A 20,295-nucleotide genomic window follows, 5' to 3' on the forward strand; every position below is an offset into this window, starting at 1 on the left:
TTATCCATACCTTAAAGAGCATGCTTAAACCCTAACACATTTTGCCGGTAAAAGCCGTGAAATTCATGAAAATAGACAGCAGTATATTTATCTTCAAATCACATCAAAAAAATGGAAATATTATGCAGAAAAAACTTGACGTCATATTTATGAAATTAAAAAAATTCCTTTTGTGAATAAGAACTTTTGTTCAGCTAATGTCCGTTGAGGGCTGGCAAAAGATCCTACACATCCCACACGAAGTTATCCAAATCTTTATCCACCGTTTCTGTGGATAAATCCTTTTTTCTGTGGGATAAACTTTTTCTTTTACCCTTTTACTGGCTTTAACAATTTATATATCAATGTATTAAGTACGATCAACAGAGTCAAAAAGGCCAAAACCGGAAGAACCAGCCACATCCATGGATGTGTATGCCCCGCTAGTCCAAACCCAAATAGCATGACACTCGCAACACTTATTTCCGCTCCAGCACTGGCAATAATACCGGCAACAAAAGCCATCAGTCCGTATTCATACCAAATCGTGCGGGTAATATTATCCCTGCTAGCACCAAGTGTCCGGTATAAACGTATTTCATCCTGCCTTTGCGCAAGGCCAAGCCTTAATAACGTAAAAATAAGCAGCAACCCTGCCAGCACTCCCAACACAGCCAACACAGTCACAGACCAGATAATCTGTCTCAGCAGCTCCTGAATCTTATCTCCCATCGATCTTACATCCAGCAGGCTTACTGTCGGAAATGTTCGGGATAATGCTTTTAACACATCCTGATGATGATCTTCGACCCGAAAACTAACCAGCCAGGTAGCCGGAAGATTTTTGAGAACATCCGGCGTAAACTGAAAATAAAAATTAGGTTTCATTTCCCGCCACTCAACCTGACGGACAGAATTCACAATAGCAAAAACGGTCTGACTGTTAATAGTGAATCCAAGTCTATCTCCAATCTGAAGACCAAGCTCATCAGCAACACCCTGTTCGACAGATACACCATGTTCAGGCGACCATTCACCATCTATGATTTTATTTCGCTCAGGAATACTCTCAGCATAGGTCAGATTCAGTTCCCGCCTCAGAGAGTCCATTTCCCTGTGGCTATTAAACATGGATTTGGCATCAATACCATTTATTGTCGACAGCCGTCCCCGTATTATCGGATAAGCCTGTGACCGTAACAAATGATGCTTGTCCAGCTGTTGCAGATAAGCATCAACCTCATATGGGGCCATATTGATAGCAAATACGTTGGGTGCACTATCAGGGATAGTCTGCTGCCAATCATTCAGCAGATCTGTTCTGACCAGCCAAATGACTGACAATAGCATTAATGAGAGAGCAAGAGCGCTAAACTGAATACCAGAAATAAACGGTGAACGACTGATCCGGCTGACAGCCAACTTCATTGCAGCAGAGGCAGACATCCCCTTCAGAAACCGAATCACCACCATGCTTAGTAATGCCAATACCAGCAGGAGAAGTAACATACCAGCAATAACCATCCAGATAAAATAATTATTCCTGTATACAAGCAACAGAGGAATAAGAGGAACTAAAACCAGAATATAACGAAGCCGCCCGCCAGATTCATTTGTTACCTGAAAGACATGTACTGCTGACGTATTAATCAGGCCAATCAAAGGGATACCCAGCGCAGGTATCCCAATCAACAAACAAGTAACAATAGCAATCAACGCCGGTTTAAAACCATATCCAGGAAGGGGATCCGGTAACAGATCAACCAAAGGAAGCCTGAGTAAATATTCCAGCCCGACTCCAGTTATTCCTCCGAATATAATTCCTGAAAACAAGAGTAGAGAAACCTGAATCAACAGCCAACAAGTAAGCCATTTCCGGCTAGCTCCCATACTCTTCAACATAGCCACGGTTTGTCTTCTTCCTGAAACATAATGCTGACTGGTCAGGATCAGAGTAATCGCAGCCATGATAATCACAATCGCAACAGTCAGAGACAGGTATTGCTCTGTTTTCTCAAACATATCGTTATCCCGACGGCTGCTTTTCTGCTCTCTCCAGTGCTCACTCGGCGTTAAATCCAGAGTGTTCTTCAGATGAGTCAATGTTTCTTCTTTTCCTGTGAGATACAGATTTGAACGGATACGCCCTCCCGGACGTAAAGCTCCGGTAGCAACAATATCTGACTGGTGCATGTACACTGCAGGCATTTGACGGAAAGGATTAAAACTCAGCCCAGGCTCCTGAGAAATAGTGCCACTGACAATAAAATCAGCATCACCAACAGTGACGCTGTCACCTATCATTATCTCCAGCAGGGACAGAAGCCGCTCGTCCAGCCACAACTCTCCGGGGTTTACCCGATATTTTATACCGGAGCGGCCTTTCAGGTGCAGAATTCCGACCAGTGGGTATGTGCTGTCTACCGCTTTCACCTGTATCAGTTGCATCTGTTTATCACTGAAAGCCATACTGCTGAACTGAGTTTCTCTGGTGTACTGAATATTGAGGCTCTTGACCTGACTCAACAACGTTTCCGGTAATAGGGTCGATGATGAAAATACCAGATCAGCCATCAGAACATCCCGTCCCTGCTTAACGATGACCTGCTCCATACGTTCAGCCAGAGCCGACAACGCAAAAACACAGGCGATAATTAACGTCAGTGCCATAGAAATAGCCCAGAGCTGGCCATGCCTGATTTCTCCGATACTCCAGCGAAACATGCGTTGTCCGGGAGATGCACCTTTGATTGTGACATCATCATAGATATGAGCATTATTCATCACCAGAGTACTCCTCCAGATGTCCCCCCTGCATATGCAGAATTCTGTCACACCGGGTGGCAAGATCTGCATCATGTGTGACTAGTACCAGCGTCGTACCATGTTGCTTATTTAATTCAAACAACAACTCAATAATCGTTGCAGCTGTATGTTGATCCAAATTACCTGTCGGTTCATCGGCAAACAAAACCTCTGGCTTGATCATAAACGCTCTCGCCAGAGCCACTCGTTGCTGCTCACCTCCGGAAAGCTGAGATGGAAGATGATTTGCACGCGAAGCCAGACCAACAGCTTCCAATAATTCCTTCCCTCTCTTCCGATCTTCTTTTTCTCCTTTGAGCAGGCAGGGAAGTGTGACATTTTCAATCGCAGATAAACTGGGGATCAACAAGAAATTTTGAAAAACAAACCCCACGCGATCCCGCCTTAATGCAGCCCGCTCTTCATCATCGGTCTGAGAAATCATCTTCTCCAGCAGATAAATATCCCCGCTGCTGGGTATATCCAGTCCGGCAAGAAGCGTCATTAATGTCGATTTACCCGCTCCGGATGCTCCAACAATCGCCACACTTTCTCCTGCTTGAACATCCAGATTTATCTCTTCAAGGATTGTTAAATGTTCCTGATTAGTAGAGACTGTTTTACTAACAGATTTAGCTTTAATAATGGATTCAGACATGGCGCACTTCATATCCTTTCTGGTTTTATTTATTTCATTCTCTGCAAGTAGTACCACATTATTGGTACTGGGTGATAGTCTGAGTGCCGGATATCGGATGTCAGCAGAAGAAAGCTGGCCCAGCAGACTTCCCGCAGAGCTAAAACAGCGCGGACTCGAGATGACGGTTATCAACGGTAGTGTTTCCGGTGATACCACAGGCAATGGTCTGGACAGACTTCCGGTTTTGTTGGAACAGCACACGCCCGATTGGATACTGGTCGAGCTGGGTGCGAATGATGGCTTGCGTGGCTTTCGTCCCGAAATCATAAAAGAGAATCTGGAAAAAATCATATTGTTAAGCCGGGCTAACGGCACGAATGTTGCTCTGATGCAGATCCAAATACCGCCTAACTACGGTAAACGCTACACACAGGCTCTGGAAAATATTTATCCCCAACTGGCCAGACAATATCAGCTACCACTACTCCCGTTCTTCCTCAGACAGGTTATTCTCCGGGAAGAATGGATGATGAGTGACGGACTCCACCCTAAAGCAGAAGCACAACCCTGGATAGCCGGCTATATTGCAGATAGCCTGACCCCTTATCTGTAGTTTTTGCTTATCCGGTCACGGTTACCTATAATCGCGCTTCACTTTAACCAGAGATTAAATAGAACAATGGATCAGCTAATTGCAACGCTAAAAAAACTGGAGAAACAGAACTACCGGGCTTACCAACAGCTAAAAGGTAATTATGATTTTACTGACTTCACTCTGTTTATCGATTATATCCAGGCTGATCCTTACGCTTCTGCATCCCGATTACGGGCTGTACGACCATGGTCTCTGACCGGTTTGGAATGGCTCAGAGAAAAGTCCGAATCTTATCAAATTGCCGCCCGCGATTTCATTGCCCGTAGCTTTGCTGAATTTGCCAGAGCTGAAACAACACTGTCTGTTGCCGTAACAGGACAAATTGTGCTGGATAATACAGCCGTTCTGTTTACCGATGAAGGGATTGAATTACGCTACCGGGTAAATCTACCAGCAGAAGGAAGGCAAATCTTGGCAAAAAAAGCCAGTAATATCCTTACCTTTCATATGCCAAAGTATATTCGCAAAGCGACTCTGGAGCGGGAGCTGGATAAAACAGCATTGATCCACCACTGCGAAATTGTGGAAGATCAACACATAATGCGAACTCAACTAAAGGAAAAAGGCCTGGTCGCATTTATTGCTAATGGTAGCCTCTTGCCTCGTATCGCCGGTAACTGTGATCTTCCCATGAAAGAAGCCTTAGCTTTTCAGTCTCCGTCATCTCTGGAAGTTGAAATGCATACCCCAAATCAGGGTTGTATACGCGGGCTGGGCATACCGCAGGGGATCACTCTGTTTGTCGGTGGTGGCTTTCACGGAAAATCGACACTACTGAATGCCATTGAACTTTCGGTTTATGACCACATACCGGGCGATGGCCGTGAACGAGTCGTAACGGATACCAATGCGATGAAAATTCGGGCCGAGGATGGACGTTGTGTACATAATCTGAATCTTTCCAACTATATCAATCACCTGCCAATGGGAAAAGAAACAACTAATTTTTCCACGCAGGATGCTTCAGGCTCTACTTCTCAGGCTGCATGGCTACAGGAATCAGTAGAATCAGGCGTGTCGACTCTTCTTATTGATGAAGATACTTCGGCAACCAACTTTATGATCCGCGATGAACGAATGCAATCGTTGGTCAGTAAAGGCGATGAGCCAATTACTCCTCTGGTTGACCGCGTTTGTCAGTTGAAAGATGATCTGGGTATTTCCACACTGATCGTAATGGGCGGTTCAGGAGATTATCTGGATGTCGCAGATACAGTGATTCAGATGCATGACTATCAGCCACTAGATGTTACTGAAAAAGCTCAGCAGGTTATCACGCAGCACCCCAGCAGAAGAGAAACTGAAGCTTCAGATTCATTACAGCTGTTTCCTCCACGTTCAGTGCATCGCAACAGCCTGCAGAAAGTCCTTGCTGACGGTAAGTTCCGGGTATCTGCAAAAGGGGAAAATTCTCTGCGTTTCGGTAAGGAATTTATCGATATATCGGCACTGGAACAGCTCTACTCAGCCAATGAAATCAATGCCATTGGATGGGTCTGGTTTCAATTTGCCCAGACCCCGGGCTGGTCAGCCAACCCGACCAAAGAAATGGAGGAACTGTTACACAAAGAATGGTACAAACAAATGCCAAACTACGGTGATCTGGCCTGTCCCAGAACCATTGATGTGATGGCGACTCTGAACCGGATGCGTAAAGCCCAGTTCAAGTAATTTTGTCAGCAAAATTCCTTTTCCCGCAAAACATTCCAGGCTTCACATAACACCCGGAATTTATCGGCATTACCATTGTCCCGATCCGGGTGCCACATAAGAGCAAGTTTTCGCCAACGTTTACGTATCTCTTTCTGCGTGGCATCCGGATCAAGTTCAAACATCCTTAGTGCTTCCCGGCGATTGATATCTCCCCTGACCTCACCGACAAAATGACGATAACGGGTCCAGAATTCATTCAGTAACCGCTTAACTTCTCCAGCTTCTGCTTCATAATTTTCCCAGTCGGTATAGTACATCCGCAGCGGATCGTCCATATCGATACTCAGTCCAATCGTATTTCTTGTCCCCATCAGACGGATATCCATTGCCTGAACCTGTAGCCAGCTATCCGGATACAGAATCTCCTGAAGCTGGTACAAAGCATTCATGATCAAAAAGTTACGTTTAAACAGATCTTTTTCCGGTGAAATATCCAGAACAGGAAGAATACTCAGTTCAGACAGATGCCCGGACAGGATATGAACCTTCCAGCCGGAGTTTTGTTTACGCAAAATATCCAGAATCGGCCAGAGGAGCGGATTTTCCATTTCGGTAAACGGTTGTGATGCAAAATTAGCAGATGAAGTCATAACATTTATGCACTGGCGACAACTTTATTTGACCATAAGAGACACTCTACTCTAAAGGTACAATGAAACAATACCGTGCTGACATACTACTGGTACGAAGATCTCATAAGATTAATGTCTGGGTTGCAGATATTTTCTTCCCGGATCAGCAATCACCCGGTCACTCAGAAAATTTTTGCCCAGTAAGAGCTCCGTATCCGAAGATCCTTTGTTCATCAAAACAAAGCTTACCCTATCACGGTATTCACCAACCTGAGCCCAGGTAACAACAACGGGTCTTTTCTCCAGCCATACAACAACCGGTAAGTTCAGGACACTCCCCTGACCGAGAGAAAAGCTGACCCATTCTCTGCCGTTACGTTCAAACACGCTCATTTCAGTGACTCGAATAAGAGATAAATCAACATTCGGATCAATTTCTGCAGAAAAGCTCTGATCCGTAGCCGCAAGATAGACCCACTCTTCGGCACCAAACAGTAACTGGTTACCTTCAGGGACAATATCAGGCTCTGACGAAGCTGTTACTTCCTCCGTATTCACAGTGAGATCAGCTTGAGGCTGAATCATTAGCGTATTTTCAGCAGGCTCATCGGCTACGTTTTCTTCAGTAACAGCCGCTGAAAGCACATGCTCTGCAACGATTACGGGTTCATCAACCGAGAGTACATTAGCCGGTTCAAGGGGGGCAGGAACAGGATCTGGCTGAACCGCATTCTGCGCCCCGGCAACGTTAATCTCCAGCCGTGCAACTTCAGCTATCTCTTCCGCAGACAGGGGACCGCTCATAGTGGCTCCTTCTGCTATCTCCGTTTCAGAAACAGCAGAAGACGATGTTGATGCGCATGCGACAAGATAGCCTGACAGAATAACCAGTGACAACGCTTTAAAATGAGCCATTAAACATAACCCCCAGTAAAATTACTCTAATTCAGTCCGGCAATCTGACTTATTGCATTGGCAACATAAGGGATATCAGCCTCTTTTAATCCGGCAATATTTACCCTTCCGTCCGCAACCCCATAGATGCCAAATTGTTTCCGTAACTGAATCATTTGATCCTCTGAGAAGCCTAGCACACTAAACATACCTTTGTGACTTTCAATAAAATCAAATTGTTGGCTTTTGTGAACCGAACGAAGTTCTGAACATAAAGAATGACGCAACCCAACCAGACGCTGCCGCATTTTATCCAGTTCTTCTTTCCACATCGCTGTCAATGTTGGATCATCCAGAACAATCTGAACCAAAGCTGCGCCATGATCAGGTGGCATGGTATACGTTGCCCGAGCCAGACGAAGCAGCTTCCCTTTCGCGTTAATGGTATCTTTAAGGTTTTTACCTACAACAATGGCTGCTCCGGCTCGTTCTCTGTACAAACCAAAGTTTTTGGAGCATGAGGTCGTGATCAGGACTTCATCCAGATTATCTGCCAGATATCTTACTCCCCAGGCATCTTCTTCAAGACCATCACCCAACCCCTGATAAGCAATATCAACGAATGGAGTAAACCCGTTTTTCTGTGCCAGCTGAGTTACCGCCTTCCATGCAGAAAAATCCATATCTGCTCCGGTCGGGTTATGACAACAGCCGTGAAACAATACAACATCTTTTGCTCCTAAACAGGACAAATCCTCCAGCATCGCTGCTGTGTCGACCTGTTTAGATTCCGGATTCAGATAGCGATAAAGCTTCACCTTCAATCCTGCCGCTTCCATAACAGGTCGATGATTCACATAGCTGGGATTACTCAGCCACACCGTTGTATCCGGCTGAGCTACCTTAATTAAATCAGCCAGCATTCTGAGCGCACCACTTGCCCCCGGTGTTTGCATCGCAGAAACCCGGCCTGTTGCGGAAGTACCTTTCAGCACCAGATTAATCATGCTCTGATTAAACTCTTCTCTGCCGGCAAGCCCGGTGTATACCTTCGTCGTCTGGCTTTCTGTCAGTTGTATCTGAGCCTGTTTTACTGCCTGAAGAATCGGTGTTTCTCCCTGACTATTGCGATATACGCCAATGCCAAGGTCAACTTTTTCCTTACGTGGATCATCCCTGAACAATGCAGAAAGAGAGAGAATAGGATCAATTTGAGGAGTGGGTAAATGGGAAAACATGAACGTGACAACCCTTTGATAATTGGTGCAATGGCGTCACGTTATCACTAGTAAATAAAAATCCAAAGCAGTTTATTCAGGCTTCCTCAGATAGTGAATCACCTGATTAGAGCTGCCTCTCCACTCAAGTGCCGGATCTGCCAGATCTTGTTCGAATTTGCCGTCAATAAGCACATCAATATACTGAGTAACCTGCTTCTGTCCAGACGTAAGTTCTGCCAGTACATATCCGGTCCACATCCAGATATCTTTACCCGGGCATTCCTCTCTCACCCTCTGGCAGAGTTTTCGCACCGCTGAAAGATTAGCCGGATGCAAAGGATCACCACCAGACAAGGTCAAACCCCGACGTGGAATCCGGGTATCCTGCAGATCCTGAATTATCTGATCTTCCATCGCTGGCGTAAAAGGCAAACCAGATGTTAATGACCAGGTGGACTTGTTATAGCATCCCCGACATTGATGGACACAACCAGATACAAATAGTACGCAGCGTGTTCCGGGACCATTAACGACATCAATAGGATAATATTGGTTATAGTTCATAACAGTATAAATAGGAGCGGGTATAAATAAACCGTACTCTCCCGTAACCGGAAGAGTACTTTACAGGACAAACGTAATTAAAGGTGCTTAACGCGACGCTTCACTTCTTCCTGTTTTCCCAGGTTGAACGGGCGAGCATCCGGACTACCTAAATAACCACAGACACGACGAGTCACCGATACCCGTGTCGAATCATGGTTACCACATTTCGGGCAGGTAAAACCTTTACTGGTACATTCAAATTCACCGGTATAACCACAGTCGTAACATTCATCGATAGGCGTATTTGTTCCGTAATACGGAACCCGGCTATAACTGTAATCCCAGACATTCTCCAAAGCTTCAATGTTACGCTGCATATTCGGGAACTCACCGTAACAGATAAAGCCTCCGCTGGATAGTTCCGGATAAGGCATTTCGAAGTCAATCTTATCGTATGGATTCACCTTTTTCTCAACATCAAGGTGGAAGCTGTTTGTGTAGTAACCTTTATCAGTTACTCCGTCAATCACACCGAAATCTTTCGCGTCGATCCGGCAGAAACGGTTACACAAGTTTTCACTTGGTGTACCATACAGACTGAAAGCATAGCCAGTTTCTTCTGTCCACTGATCAACCGCTTTCTTCAAGCGACGAATAATCTCAACCCCTTTTTCACTCAACTCAGCAGAATCGTAAACATGGAGTTCATTGCCATACAGGGCATTAATAGTTTCATGAACACCAATATATCCCAGAGAGATAGATGCACGGCCATTTTTGAAGATCTCAGCAACAGAATCATCTGCTTTCAGACGTACACCACATGCACCTTCCATATACAGGATGGGAGCTACACGGGCCTTTACACTTTCCAGACGGTTAATCCGGGTTTCCAGAGCCTTACGAGCTAAGTTCAGTTTCTTATCCAGCAATTCAAAAAAACGGGCTTCATTGCGCTCTGCCTGCAATGCAATTCGCGGCAGGTTAAGACTCACAACGCCAAGGTTATTACGGCCATCATGAACCAACTTGCCATTTTCTTCATAAGGATTCAGGAAGCTACGACAACCCATTGGCGTTTTAAAAGAGCCTGTCACTTCAACAACTTTATCGTAGTTGAGGATATCCGGATACATACGCTTGGAAGCACATTCCAGAGCCAGTTGTTTGACATCATAGTTTGGATCCGATGCTCTGTGGTTCAGTCCGTCACGAATTGCAAATACCAGCTTAGGGAATACCGCCGTCTTATGATTTTTCCCCAGACCGGCAATACGGTTTTTCAGAATAGAGGTCTGAATCAATTTTGCCGCCCAACTGGTTCCTAGCCCAAAGCCAAAGGTAACAAAAGGTGTCTGTCCGTTTGCCGTATGCAGAGTATTTACCTCATACTCCAGAGACTGGAAAGCGTCATAACATTCTTTTTCTGTGCGGGCTTTAGCAAACGCTTCAGGATCGTAAATATCCCATTCTTTGGCAATTTCCAGGTGTTTTTCATAACTGGAAAGAACATATGGTTCCAGAATGACATCAATACCATTGATCGTCGTACCACCATAGATATGTGAGGCGACCTGAGCAATAATCTGAGCCGTTACAGCCGTTGCGGTAGAGATAGATTTGGGTGTATCAATCTCTGCATTACCCATCTTAAATCCGTGGGTGAGCATCCCTTCCAGATCGATAAGCATACAGTTAAACATCGGGAAAAATGGTGCGTAATCAAGGTCGTGATAATGGATATCACCATGATCATGTGCCTGAACAATATCCCGGGGTAAAATATGGGTTTTGGCATAATGCTTTGCCACAATACCAGCCAGCAAATCTCGTTGAGTCGGGATAACCTTGCCGTCTTTATTCGCATTCTCATTCAACAATTCAGCATTACTTTGTTCAATCAATCCCTGAATTTCTTTACTTAATGCACTTTTTTTCTCACGGGCAATATCACGATCATGGCGATATTCAATATAGGAACGAGCCAGCCCCTTATATGAGCCCTGCATAAGTTCATTTTCAACTAATGTCTGAATTTCCTGAATATCGACTTCATGACGATCACACAATTTCAGCTCAACAGCTTCTGCTACTTTTTCAGCATAAGCCAATAATTCACTATCAGTATGATTCGATGCACTTTCAACAGCAGCAGTAATGCGATCCCGGGTGAATGGGGCACGAGAGCCATCTCGTTTAATGACGACAGGTTTCACTTTTTCTCCTTACCCTTAGCATATCCACAGGTTTACCCACAAACACACTATATAGGGCTTTTTATTGTCCAACCGACACAAGATATTGTGGCCGTATTTAACGAGAAGCACTAGGGAAAAGTAATGATCCAGATCAATAAATGTGACATACAGCGCAAGATCAATTCGATCTTTCCGCATGTGATCCCACTCCGGAAAAAAAAGACAAAATCAGCAAATTTTAGCATTTTCCGCCTTGAAATTTCTGTATCCCTGTTACCATGCAGACTACAGCGATGTTTCCGTTTAGATAGGAAAAATAATGAAAAAAAATCCGTGCCTTATAGCAATTTTTATGCTCATTTTTACATGGTCAAATAATATTCATGCAAAACAAATATTATTCACGAGCTGGAATCTGGAATGGTTAACCAATAACCCACAAAATGATATCGCGGCAAGTAAAAGAACAACAGACGATTTTCTTAAATTAGCCGAACAGATAAACAGAATCCGGCCAGATATATTAGCGTTTCAAGAAGTTGATAATAACGAGACACTAAAACAGATTATTAACAGTCATTATAAAATATATCTCTCTGACCGTAACAAATTAACCAATCGACATTTACAATTTGATGATATTAACCAGTACACCGGCTTTGCGGTGTCTGATAAATGGGAAATCAGTGACCCGGAGGATGTCCTTTTGTCCCCGGGCAAGAAGCTAAGGTTTGCCAGTTATATTATTCTGCACCACCCCAGTATGTCGTCAATTCATCTGCTATCGGTACATCTGAAAGCCGGGTGCAGGGGAAAAAACAGCCACAGTTATTCATGTAAACAACTAAAGGAGCAGGGTAATTACCTAAATGTATGGATACGAAAACGACTCTCACTCAATCAGCACTTCATTATTCTGGGTGACTTCAATCACAACCTTGCTTATCCGGAAGACTGGTTCTGGAAAGAAATCATCCAAGGAACTGAAATTCGAAGCAAACCACAGGTTATTCTGGCGACACGGCACTCAACTGCTGATTGTTTGGTTCGTTCGAAGAAAAAACCCGGAGAAATTTATCGCTACCCATACCTGATCGATCATATTGTAACCAGTAGTGGTATGACTCATTCTCAGCCGATACAGAATCTGTATACCAAAGAGCAGGTACTAAGATATACACTCAGTGACCACTGTCCTTTAAGTATGTCTATAGAAGTGAATTAAAAAGGCGGGAAGCTACCTCCCGCCTTTGTCCATTATGACTTAAATGATTTCAAAATATCCTACTTTGTACATATTAGCTTCCGGGTGTAACTTCTGCCTGCTGCAAACGATTATTCCTGAAATTCAGAACCAGATTAGTTCCCCCCAATCCAACCATCATGGTTGCAAAGAACAGAACGACTCCACCATTTCCTGCCGCCAGCGAAGAAACCGCTGGCCCGGGGCAGATACCCACCAGCCCCCAGCCAATACCAAAAATTATGGCACCACTAATCAGCGGTAGATCGATAGTTTTTTTCTTTGCCAAGCAGAACTCTCCCGCCACCAACGGTGCATATCTTTTCCTAATAATCAGAAGATATGCTGGCATAAATACAGCCAGTGCCCCGCCCATGACAAAAGCAAGATCAGGGGACCATTTACCGGCGACATCCAAAAATGCAACAACATTATCCGGGTCGACCATTCCTGAAACCGCCATTCCCAGACCAAATAATACCCCGGTCACTAAAGCAACCAGACGAAATAAAACAGAATGTGACATATATCCTCCGGGTTACAGCAAATGAAGGCGAACAAATACGGTCAGTGCAGCAACCAGCATAAAGACACAAGTTGCAACGACAGACCGAATCGATAAACGACCGATACCACAGATACCATGTCCGCTGGTACAGCCATTTCCAAGTTTTGTTCCTATGCCGACCAGTAATCCGGCTAACGCTACCATGCCTGAGCTGGCAGCAAACTCTGTCGGTATATGAGCCCCCAACAGCTTAGATCCCAGCATTCCGCCACAAATCATGCCAATAAAGAACAATAACCGCCAGGAGTAGTCCTTTGATTTAGGAGTAAGCAACCCCGTTAATATTCCACTGATACCAGCCACTTTGCCATTAACTAACAGCAATACTGTAGCCGATATCCCCAATAACACACCGCCAAACAGTGATCCCCAGGGGATTTCAACACTCATTGATACCTCAGATAAATTTTATGTACAAAAAATAGTTTGCAGATTCTGCAGTAACCGGGTTATCCGCGGATCCGACAAAGAATAAAAAACCTGTTGTGACTCTTTGCGAACTTTTACCAGACCATGCTTTTTAAGCACTGTCAGGTGTTGGGAGAAAGCAGACTGACTCAATGACGAACCTTCCTGCAGTTTACCCACCCCCACTTCACCTTGCGTAAGTTGGCAAAGAACCATTAGCCGTTCCGGATGTGCCATGGTTTTCAACAATTCAGATACATCCACAGCACTGTTCTGCATCTTAGGGATATCCATACACACCTCCGCCTATTTGATTAGATATTACTAATACAAATACTTTAGTCAATACTTGTTTAGTGAATTCAATTATAGACACAAAATAAATATTAGACAAAACTAATACATGGTTGTATGTTTAGTACGTATTCATTGGAAAATACAGTTCAGAGGAAAAGGTTATGACAATAGAGAATGGTGTACGAGTACTTGCAGGAAGCATGATACTGCTGTCTGTGATTCTGACCGTAACGGTTCATCCCGGTTTTGTGTGGCTAACCATATTTGTCGGTCTGAATCTAATCCAGAGTGCATTTACAGGGATCTGTCCTGCCGTATTTTTCCTGAAGAAATTAGGTTTACGTGAATAATATCGACGGCCCATACCAGAGATCAAATGAATACTGGTATGGGTATAACTATGTGTAGTGAGGAACGTATGTCAACGGTTACTATCCGATGCTCATCATGTCATGGCTTAAATAACATCCCTGCCGAACGGATATCAGAGCAAGCCCTATGTGGAAAATGTAAAGAACCCCTAATCGATGGAACTCCAGTTGAAGGCACAACAGAGAATCTGTCTGCGCTGCTCTCCGCAGATACCCCGGTTGTACTGGATTTCTGGGCACCATGGTGCGGCCCGTGCCGGAGTTTTGCTCCTATATTTAAAGAAGTTGCGCAGGAAAGAAAAGGCGAAGTACGCTGTATAAAGATTGATACTGAAGCCAATCCTGTGCTCGCTGCGCAATATCAGATCCGCAGTATTCCAACCATAATGGTATTTAAAAACGGACAGCGCGTAGATATGTTGGCTGGTGCATTATCCAAACATCAGTTCGATGGCTGGCTGGATAATGCATTAACTAAGTAAAATCAGGCGGGAGTTTCCCGCCTTATCATTCGCGACTCTTCTTGTTTACTCAACTTCCTGCCACTGACTGAATTTAGCCACATTACTTACCGTAACCAGTTTTGTTGGTATCAGTTCCGTACGCTGCTGCTGAAACTCACCACTCTGCTTTTCCAGTGCCAGTCTGACCGCTTTTCTGGCCATGATATGCGGAAACTGAGCAACACTCGCTATCAGGTTGCTCTTACCAGATTTCAGCCTTTTCAGCACTTCCGGAGAAGCATCGACAGAAGTAATTAACGGCCTGTCTATATTCATCTGTCTGGCGGCCTCTTCTGCCCCCAATGCTGACGGGTCATTGATTGCAAACACACCATCCAAATCCGGATATTCAAGCAACAGATACGTCATACTTTCCAGTCCACCACTAAATGTACCGCTGCTGTTACGCTCATAGGATACCAGATCAATATTCTGATACTGTTTCAAACTATTCCGGCACCCATCCACCCGGTGGATCACAGAGGAGATCGGCGAACCATTAATGATCGCTACTTTGCCTTTTCCGGACAGTTGCCCGGCCAGATATTCGCAGGCGATGGTTCCGGCCTGAAAATTATCGGATGAGACACTGATATCCGTTCCGACAGCCTCGATATCAACAGCAACCACAATAATACCGTTTTCCCGGGCGTGCCGAATAACCGGAGCAATGGCTTCGGTCTCCGATGCAGCAATAAAAAGTATGTCGACCCCCTCTTCTATAAATGCTCCAAGTTGGGAGATCTGTCGGGTAAGATCATAAGCACTGGAACGAATCAGTACATTGGCGTTTCCCCCCGTCCCCAGTTCAACTTCATTCGAAATCTCTCTGGCCAGAATAGAAAAAAACGGATTCGAAAGATCCACCAGACTAATCCCGATATTTAGTTTTTTCTCTCCTGCCGCTGCGATACTGCTGATGGAAAAAAACAGACATATCAGACACTGCAACCATTTACTTCTCATTTTTCTGCCCTGTGGCTATAACCCGCTGAATATCTTCTTTTTTAAACGGTTTTGTAAGAAAACGTTCACCAAGCACACAACTAAACTGCTGCTCTATTATTTCCTTCGCCATGCCGGAATAGAGAAAGACGGGCAGACTTGGATAGTAACTAGTTACCCTGTCGCGAAATTCAACCCCCGATACTGAATGCACCAGATGAATATCACTCAAAATACCGGCTACCTTGTCGTGATAATCCATCAGCCACAACCAGGCAGTATCCGCACTCTGAAAATGCACCACCTGGCTGTAATGCTGACTGAGCAGATCCGTCATCGTCGCAGCCACTTGTCGATCATCTTCAACTAACAGCATGATCCCGTTAACAAAACATCCCGGTATAGATTCAGTTGCTTCTCCGAGTGACAATTCGTTCATTTCATATTCTACCGGCCATCGCATCCAGACCCGGGTTCCTTGATTCGGCTCCGATTCAATACCAATATCGCCTCCTGACTGCTGAACATAACCATGCACAGAACTCAGCCCGAGTCCACTCCCCTCACCAACAGGTTTTGTGGTAAAAAAGGCTTCGAAAACCCTTTCCTGTATGGCTTTGGGGATACCTTTTCCTGTATCGGATACCGAAACTTCCAGCCAGAGACTGTCACGGCATTCCATTACCTGAGTGGCAAGAATAATATTACCACTGCCGGTTATCGACCCATTCGCGTTTAAGATCAGATTCAGCAAAGCGTTTTGCAATTGTGTCTGATCTATCTTAATTCGGTATGGATGAGAAGAGAGCTCAAATATCAGTGTCACACTGTCTGACACACTATATTCCAGCAGATCACCAGTCTCCCGGATCAGCTCATCGACTTGTATCAGTTCAGGTTCCAGTACCTGTTTACGACTGAAAGCCAGCAATTTTCGGATCAAATGACTTCCGCTCTCTGTGGCTTTTAACGCCCGGCGTATATATTTCTGAGCCTTATCCGATAAATCCGGCTGATTCTCCAATAGCTGCAGATTACCGTAAACAGAGGTCAGGAAATTATTAAAATCGTGAGAAACACCCCCCGTCAACTGGCCAAGAACTTCCATTTTCTTTGCCTGCTGAAGCTGAAGTTCGGTTTCCCGACGATAGGTAAGATCCTGCGTCAATGTGATAAACCCGCCATTAGGCATTGGCTGACTGCGAAACTCAATAATTCCACCGGATAAATCATGCCGCTCCACGCACTTGCCCTGAGTATGACGAATCGATATCCAGTGAGAAAAGTCTACCAGTTCACCACTGATATCCCGGTAAACTTCACCATGACTACTGATCAAATCCAAAATAGCCTTCAACGGCATCCCATAGTACACATCATTTTCAGTAATATTCAGACTGGACAGATACTGCTTGTTCCAGGCCAATAGCTGATTTTGTGCCGAAAAAACACTCAGACCGTCATACATACCATTAAAGATCGTTTCCAGTAAAAGTTTCTGCTGTTCCAGATCGTCCCGAACGCTCTTTATCTGCTCCGTATGAGAACGGAAAGTCAGATAGGCTCGCCATAGTTCCCCCACTTCATCATCACTGACTTTAAGCTTACTCTCTTCTGTAGTATTTCCGATCGACAAGCGCACCATATCATCGGTTACAGAGGTCAGTTCCTGAATCACTCTAAGATTACGACCATAATTGGTAACAACCGTAACAATCAACAGAGCCATTACAAAAACCATTCCCCAGAACACTTGATTATTCAGCGTCTTAGCCATTAACTGCTGCTGGTAAACTTTATCTTCTATCTGATTAGCAAAATCGTTTACATATTCACTCAATTGTTCCGACTGGATACGCATAGAAATCAGTAAAAACTGTTTTCTCTTTTCATTACTGCGCATCTGTTGATCGTTCTGCCGGGCAAAATTCAGAAAGCGACGCAAAGGTTCAGCATAGGAATGAGCGTCATATCTGAGCTGTTTTAATAGCAGCTCAATCAGCTCAGAACGCACCTGTTCCGGATTACTGAGCACATCTATACTATCCAGCTCCGAGTTCAGAATGGCACTGTTCCACTCCGGCTGCTTATCCAGCGAAAACTTGAGCTGATAATAACGACCCAACAACTCTTCCGATAATAAAAGGTTGTCTGAAACGACCTGACTAAGCTGCTCTGCATTCTGCTCGATTTGTGTCAGTTTACTGACTAACGTGGTATGGAAGTTCCGATCGGAAATATCCTCGATAATGGTAAACAGCTGCGTAAACCGCAGTTCAAAACGAACCTTTTGCTGCTGAAGCAGGGAAGGCTGATCCGATGCGGCGACATAAGGAGCAAATGCAGCCAGTTGTGCAACACTTTCCGCCAGTCCCAAAGCGGTGCGGATATCCGGCAAAGACTCAGATTCCAACCGAGTGATCACTTTACTGGTTTGACTTAACCCGATAGCAGCCACCAATACCAATGCCAGAGACATGATGACCGCCATGATCATTGCGGTAAACTCTCTGTTTTTTATTCTTTTTTTCAGCACTATGATGTCCTGTATGGCTATCTGAGAAAGTGTGTTATCCCTTATACCGGAATACAAGAAACCGGGAAGTAATCGATATCACGTCCCGGCTAATTTATATCCGTCAATACAGAAACATGAACCGTTAACGAACGGCATCCCACCCTACATATTGATTAACATTATTGCGGTCAACCAGTTCAGATGGCAACAACATAACGGTTTTATCCGGTTTTACACCAGAAAGGATTTTATATCCGACGGAAACCGCTTCTTCAGCCATATGGTACGGATCCTGGCTACCCGAAGCCTGAATCATTGGATTAGATTTATCTTTTAGTGCAGCCACAATGTCCGGTGCACCATCTACAGAAGTAATAACAATACTGTTACGCTTCAGCTGTTTTGCTGCCAGATTGGTTCCAATAGCCTGAGGATCATTAATCGCAAATACGGCATCAATTTGTGGGTAACGGGTCAGATGACCAAGCATGACGGACATACCACCATCACGGGAACCTTTACCATCTTGATCATCAGACAAGATCGTAATATCCGGAGCTTTAGCCAGTTCCTGCTTACAACCAGTTACCCGGTCAATTACCGCTGAAACCTGAGGACCATTCTGAATAATAACATTCCCTTTCCCGCCTAGTTTCTGAACAATATATTCGCAGGCTACCGCTCCGGCACTGATGTTGTCCGTCGTTACCGTTGCGTCTGAACCTTTTGCTGCCGTATCTACCGATACCACTACGATTCCAGCCTTTTGAGCGCGTTTAATGGCTGGTTCAATCGCATTCGGATCCCCCGGATTGAGCAGGATCAGATCGACACCAGCAGCAATAAAATTATCAATCTGATTAAACTGTTTGCCTAAATCGTAATCGTATCCCATCGACAATACTTCAACATCAGGATTGATTTCTTTTGCCTTAGCTTCTGCCCCATGTGCTAAAGCGACAAAGAAAGGATTACCCATAGAGCCCAAAGAAATACCAATTTTATTCAATTCCGCTGACTGAGCCGTTGAACTTAATCCCGCCATAAGAGCAGCCGTCAGTGCCAGATATTTGAATGGTTTCATTATTATTTACTCCGTGTTTTGTTGTTTTGTTTCACGTGGTTATATGCCGCAGCCCGACCGGAATACCGACACTATGGACCGCATACAATAAATAAATTATTTACATCAGGTTCTTGAATTGCCTTGTAGACGATAGCGATCCAGTGCAACCGCTCCGATAATGATCAGACCTTTGATAATGTACTGCCACACATCCGGAACCCCGGTCAGGATCAAACCATTGGTCAGCACCGCGATGATCAGCGCGCCAATTAACGTTCCCCAAATAGTTCCGATACCACCGACAAAACTGGTTCCACCCAGAATAACGGCAGCGATAGCATCCAGTTCATAAGCCACCCCCAATTGCGTACCATTGGCTGCATACAAACGAGCAGCAGACATCGCCCCTCCGAGACCAGAGAGAAAACCTGATACACCATAGACAAACAGCAGAATGGCTGAGACCTTAATGCCAGACAAACGAGCGGCACTTTCATTACCACCAACAGAGTAGATGTGGATCCCGAGCACGGTACGCCGCAGAATAAACCAGGACGCAAGGATCACGATAGCAGCAATGACCACCAGCCAGGGAACGCCAAACAGTGAACTGTTACCGATAAAGTCAAAAGGCATCTCAGGATTAAATACCGTAGTATCGTTCCCCATTAGACGAGCTATTCCACGTACTGCTGTCAATGCCCCCAGTGTTACAATGAAGGGAGGAAGTCGCAAAAAGGCAATCAGACCACCATTGATCAGGCCGAAAATCATGCCGACCATCATGGCAGCAGGCAGCCCCATCATACCTATGCCTGGAAATTTAGAGACAATCACCGCAATCATCGCGGCTGCAGCCAGTATTGAACCAACAGACAAGTCAATCCCCCCGGTCAAAATAACAAAGGTCATTCCGGCAGCCAGTACAGTATTAATCGATGCCTGCTGTGCCACAATTGAGAGGTTATCCAGAGACATAAATCGCCCGCTCATTACCTCAAATCCGATACAAAGGACAATCAGTACCGGCAACATACCGACTGACTTCAGCATTGCCTGCAGGGATAGTTTAGGCTGGTTAACCGGTGTGGTTTCAACCGCTTTCGTTGTTGTATTCATAATCTTCTCTCTGATATTTCTTATCCGTAACGGCG

General features: G+C 44.8%; 19 protein-coding genes. 5 read left to right on the top strand and 14 right to left on the bottom strand.

What is annotated here, in order from left to right; genetic code table 11:
* Positions 1–309 precede the first annotated feature (309 nt).
* Together CSW98_RS05845 and CSW98_RS05850 are read right to left on the bottom strand one after the other, a co-directional pair.
* Positions 310–2,763: an ABC transporter permease gene (locus CSW98_RS05845; RefSeq protein WP_100799518.1), complete on the bottom strand. Its 2,454-nt coding sequence runs from the start codon at positions 2,761–2,763 to the stop codon at positions 310–312.
* Positions 2,756–3,442 (bottom strand): ABC transporter ATP-binding protein, encoded by a 687-nt coding sequence (locus tag CSW98_RS05850; RefSeq protein WP_100799519.1) that lies wholly within the window; start codon positions 3,440–3,442, stop codon positions 2,756–2,758. The genes CSW98_RS05845 and CSW98_RS05850 overlap by 8 nt, the downstream gene beginning before the upstream one ends.
* On the opposite strand from CSW98_RS05850, the gene CSW98_RS05855 reads away from it, so the two are divergent.
* Both CSW98_RS05855 and CSW98_RS05860 read left to right on the top strand, forming a co-directional pair.
* Positions 3,441–4,037, top strand: a complete 597-nt coding sequence (locus CSW98_RS05855; RefSeq protein WP_100799520.1) for an arylesterase — start codon at positions 3,441–3,443, stop codon at positions 4,035–4,037. The two genes, CSW98_RS05850 and CSW98_RS05855, sit on opposite strands and share 2 nt — an antisense overlap.
* A gap of 66 nt (positions 4,038–4,103) precedes the next feature.
* Positions 4,104–5,750 (top strand): ABC-ATPase domain-containing protein, encoded by a 1,647-nt coding sequence (locus CSW98_RS05860; protein ID WP_100799521.1) that lies wholly within the window; start codon positions 4,104–4,106, stop codon positions 5,748–5,750.
* Positions 5,751–5,755: 5 nt separating this feature from the next.
* Here the strand turns inward: CSW98_RS05860 and CSW98_RS05865 are convergent, their stop codons facing one another.
* The 5 genes from CSW98_RS05865 to nrdD all read right to left on the bottom strand — a co-directional run bounded on the left by CSW98_RS05865 (position 5,756) and on the right by nrdD (position 11,240).
* Entirely contained in the window at positions 5,756–6,382 is a 627-nt protein-coding gene (locus CSW98_RS05865) for a DNA-J related domain-containing protein (protein WP_100799522.1), read from the bottom strand.
* Between the two features lie 111 nt (positions 6,383–6,493).
* Positions 6,494–7,279, bottom strand: a complete 786-nt coding sequence (locus tag CSW98_RS05870; RefSeq protein WP_100799523.1) for a putative ATP-dependent zinc protease — start codon at positions 7,277–7,279, stop codon at positions 6,494–6,496.
* Between the two features lie 26 nt (positions 7,280–7,305).
* Positions 7,306–8,496: an amino acid aminotransferase gene (locus CSW98_RS05875; protein WP_100799524.1), complete on the bottom strand. Its 1,191-nt coding sequence runs from the start codon at positions 8,494–8,496 to the stop codon at positions 7,306–7,308.
* Between the two features lie 72 nt (positions 8,497–8,568).
* Positions 8,569–9,042 carry an anaerobic ribonucleoside-triphosphate reductase-activating protein gene (gene nrdG, locus CSW98_RS05880; RefSeq protein ID WP_100799525.1) on the bottom strand — a complete coding sequence of 158 codons (474 nt, stop codon included), beginning with the start codon at positions 9,040–9,042 and terminating at the stop codon, positions 8,569–8,571.
* Positions 9,043–9,119: 77 nt separating this feature from the next.
* Positions 9,120–11,240, bottom strand: a complete 2,121-nt coding sequence (gene nrdD / locus CSW98_RS05885) for an anaerobic ribonucleoside-triphosphate reductase (protein ID WP_100799526.1) — start codon at positions 11,238–11,240, stop codon at positions 9,120–9,122.
* A gap of 301 nt (positions 11,241–11,541) precedes the next feature.
* Between nrdD and CSW98_RS05890 the strand changes: the two genes are divergently transcribed.
* Positions 11,542–12,447: an endonuclease/exonuclease/phosphatase family protein gene (locus CSW98_RS05890; protein ID WP_100799527.1), complete on the top strand. Its 906-nt coding sequence runs from the start codon at positions 11,542–11,544 to the stop codon at positions 12,445–12,447.
* A 73-nt stretch (positions 12,448–12,520) separates the two neighbouring features.
* On the opposite strand, the gene CSW98_RS05895 is transcribed toward CSW98_RS05890, so the two are convergent.
* The 3 genes from CSW98_RS05895 to CSW98_RS05905 are packed head-to-tail and all read right to left on the bottom strand — an operon-like array spanning position 12,521 to position 13,735.
* Positions 12,521–12,991 carry a YeeE/YedE family protein gene (locus CSW98_RS05895; protein WP_100799528.1) on the bottom strand — a complete coding sequence of 157 codons (471 nt, stop codon included), beginning with the start codon at positions 12,989–12,991 and terminating at the stop codon, positions 12,521–12,523.
* Between the two features lie 12 nt (positions 12,992–13,003).
* Positions 13,004–13,423, bottom strand: a complete 420-nt coding sequence (locus CSW98_RS05900; protein WP_100799529.1) for a YeeE/YedE family protein — start codon at positions 13,421–13,423, stop codon at positions 13,004–13,006.
* Between the two features lie 18 nt (positions 13,424–13,441).
* The gene (locus tag CSW98_RS05905; protein WP_100799530.1) at positions 13,442–13,735 is read right to left on the bottom strand and encodes an ArsR/SmtB family transcription factor; all 294 of its coding nucleotides are present in this window, start codon (positions 13,733–13,735) and stop codon (positions 13,442–13,444) included.
* 164 nt (positions 13,736–13,899) lie between these two features.
* Between CSW98_RS05905 and CSW98_RS05910 the strand changes: the two genes are divergently transcribed.
* Both CSW98_RS05910 and trxC read left to right on the top strand, forming a co-directional pair.
* Entirely contained in the window at positions 13,900–14,088 is a 189-nt protein-coding gene (locus CSW98_RS05910) for a YgaP family membrane protein (RefSeq protein WP_100799531.1), read from the top strand.
* A gap of 68 nt (positions 14,089–14,156) precedes the next feature.
* Positions 14,157–14,591: a thioredoxin TrxC gene (trxC, locus tag CSW98_RS05915; protein WP_100799532.1), complete on the top strand. Its 435-nt coding sequence runs from the start codon at positions 14,157–14,159 to the stop codon at positions 14,589–14,591.
* A gap of 45 nt (positions 14,592–14,636) precedes the next feature.
* Here trxC and CSW98_RS05920 read toward each other — a convergent pair whose 3' ends face one another.
* The 4 genes from CSW98_RS05920 to CSW98_RS05935 all read right to left on the bottom strand — a co-directional run bounded on the left by CSW98_RS05920 (position 14,637) and on the right by CSW98_RS05935 (position 20,260).
* A complete protein-coding gene (locus tag CSW98_RS05920; RefSeq protein ID WP_100799533.1) occupies positions 14,637–15,578 on the bottom strand; it encodes a substrate-binding domain-containing protein in 942 nt (313 codons plus the stop codon).
* On the bottom strand, positions 15,568–18,093 hold the full coding sequence (locus CSW98_RS05925) for a hybrid sensor histidine kinase/response regulator (protein ID WP_100799534.1): 2,526 nt from the start codon (positions 18,091–18,093) through the stop codon (positions 15,568–15,570). Before CSW98_RS05925 ends, CSW98_RS05920 begins: the two co-directional genes overlap by 11 nt.
* A 124-nt stretch (positions 18,094–18,217) precedes the next feature.
* Positions 18,218–19,159, bottom strand: coding sequence for an ABC transporter substrate-binding protein (locus tag CSW98_RS05930; RefSeq protein ID WP_100799535.1), 942 nt, complete (start codon positions 19,157–19,159; stop codon positions 18,218–18,220).
* A 105-nt stretch (positions 19,160–19,264) separates the two neighbouring features.
* A complete protein-coding gene (locus CSW98_RS05935; RefSeq protein ID WP_100799536.1) occupies positions 19,265–20,260 on the bottom strand; it encodes an ABC transporter permease subunit in 996 nt (331 codons plus the stop codon).
* Positions 20,261–20,295 lie beyond the last annotated feature (35 nt).

It is taken from the genome of Vibrio sp. HA2012 (assembly GCF_002812955.1).
Classification (GTDB): Bacteria; Pseudomonadota; Gammaproteobacteria; order Enterobacterales; family Vibrionaceae; genus Vibrio.

Bases quoted from the DNA above. Each gene is read 5' to 3' on its own strand.
- CSW98_RS05845 (WP_100799518.1), bottom strand. From the start codon at position 2,763: ATGAATAATGCTCATATCTATGATGATGTCACAATCAAAGGTGCATCT.
- CSW98_RS05855 (WP_100799520.1), top strand. From the start codon at position 3,441: ATGGCGCACTTCATATCCTTTCTGGTTTTATTTATTTCATTCTCTGCA.
- CSW98_RS05850 (WP_100799519.1), bottom strand. From the start codon at position 3,442: ATGTCTGAATCCATTATTAAAGCTAAATCTGTTAGTAAAACAGTCTCT.
- CSW98_RS05860 (WP_100799521.1), top strand. From the start codon at position 4,104: ATGGATCAGCTAATTGCAACGCTAAAAAAACTGGAGAAACAGAACTAC.
- CSW98_RS05865 (WP_100799522.1), bottom strand. From the start codon at position 6,382: ATGACTTCATCTGCTAATTTTGCATCACAACCGTTTACCGAAATGGAA.
- CSW98_RS05870 (WP_100799523.1), bottom strand. From the start codon at position 7,279: ATGGCTCATTTTAAAGCGTTGTCACTGGTTATTCTGTCAGGCTATCTT.
- CSW98_RS05875 (WP_100799524.1), bottom strand. From the start codon at position 8,496: ATGTTTTCCCATTTACCCACTCCTCAAATTGATCCTATTCTCTCTCTT.
- nrdG (WP_100799525.1), bottom strand. From the start codon at position 9,042: ATGAACTATAACCAATATTATCCTATTGATGTCGTTAATGGTCCCGGA.
- CSW98_RS05890 (WP_100799527.1), top strand. From the start codon at position 11,542: ATGAAAAAAAATCCGTGCCTTATAGCAATTTTTATGCTCATTTTTACA.
- CSW98_RS05895 (WP_100799528.1), bottom strand. From the start codon at position 12,991: ATGTCACATTCTGTTTTATTTCGTCTGGTTGCTTTAGTGACCGGGGTA.
- CSW98_RS05900 (WP_100799529.1), bottom strand. From the start codon at position 13,423: ATGAGTGTTGAAATCCCCTGGGGATCACTGTTTGGCGGTGTGTTATTG.
- CSW98_RS05905 (WP_100799530.1), bottom strand. From the start codon at position 13,735: ATGGATATCCCTAAGATGCAGAACAGTGCTGTGGATGTATCTGAATTG.
- CSW98_RS05910 (WP_100799531.1), top strand. From the start codon at position 13,900: ATGACAATAGAGAATGGTGTACGAGTACTTGCAGGAAGCATGATACTG.
- trxC (WP_100799532.1), top strand. From the start codon at position 14,157: ATGTCAACGGTTACTATCCGATGCTCATCATGTCATGGCTTAAATAAC.
- CSW98_RS05920 (WP_100799533.1), bottom strand. From the start codon at position 15,578: ATGAGAAGTAAATGGTTGCAGTGTCTGATATGTCTGTTTTTTTCCATC.
- CSW98_RS05930 (WP_100799535.1), bottom strand. From the start codon at position 19,159: ATGAAACCATTCAAATATCTGGCACTGACGGCTGCTCTTATGGCGGGA.
- CSW98_RS05935 (WP_100799536.1), bottom strand. From the start codon at position 20,260: ATGAATACAACAACGAAAGCGGTTGAAACCACACCGGTTAACCAGCCT.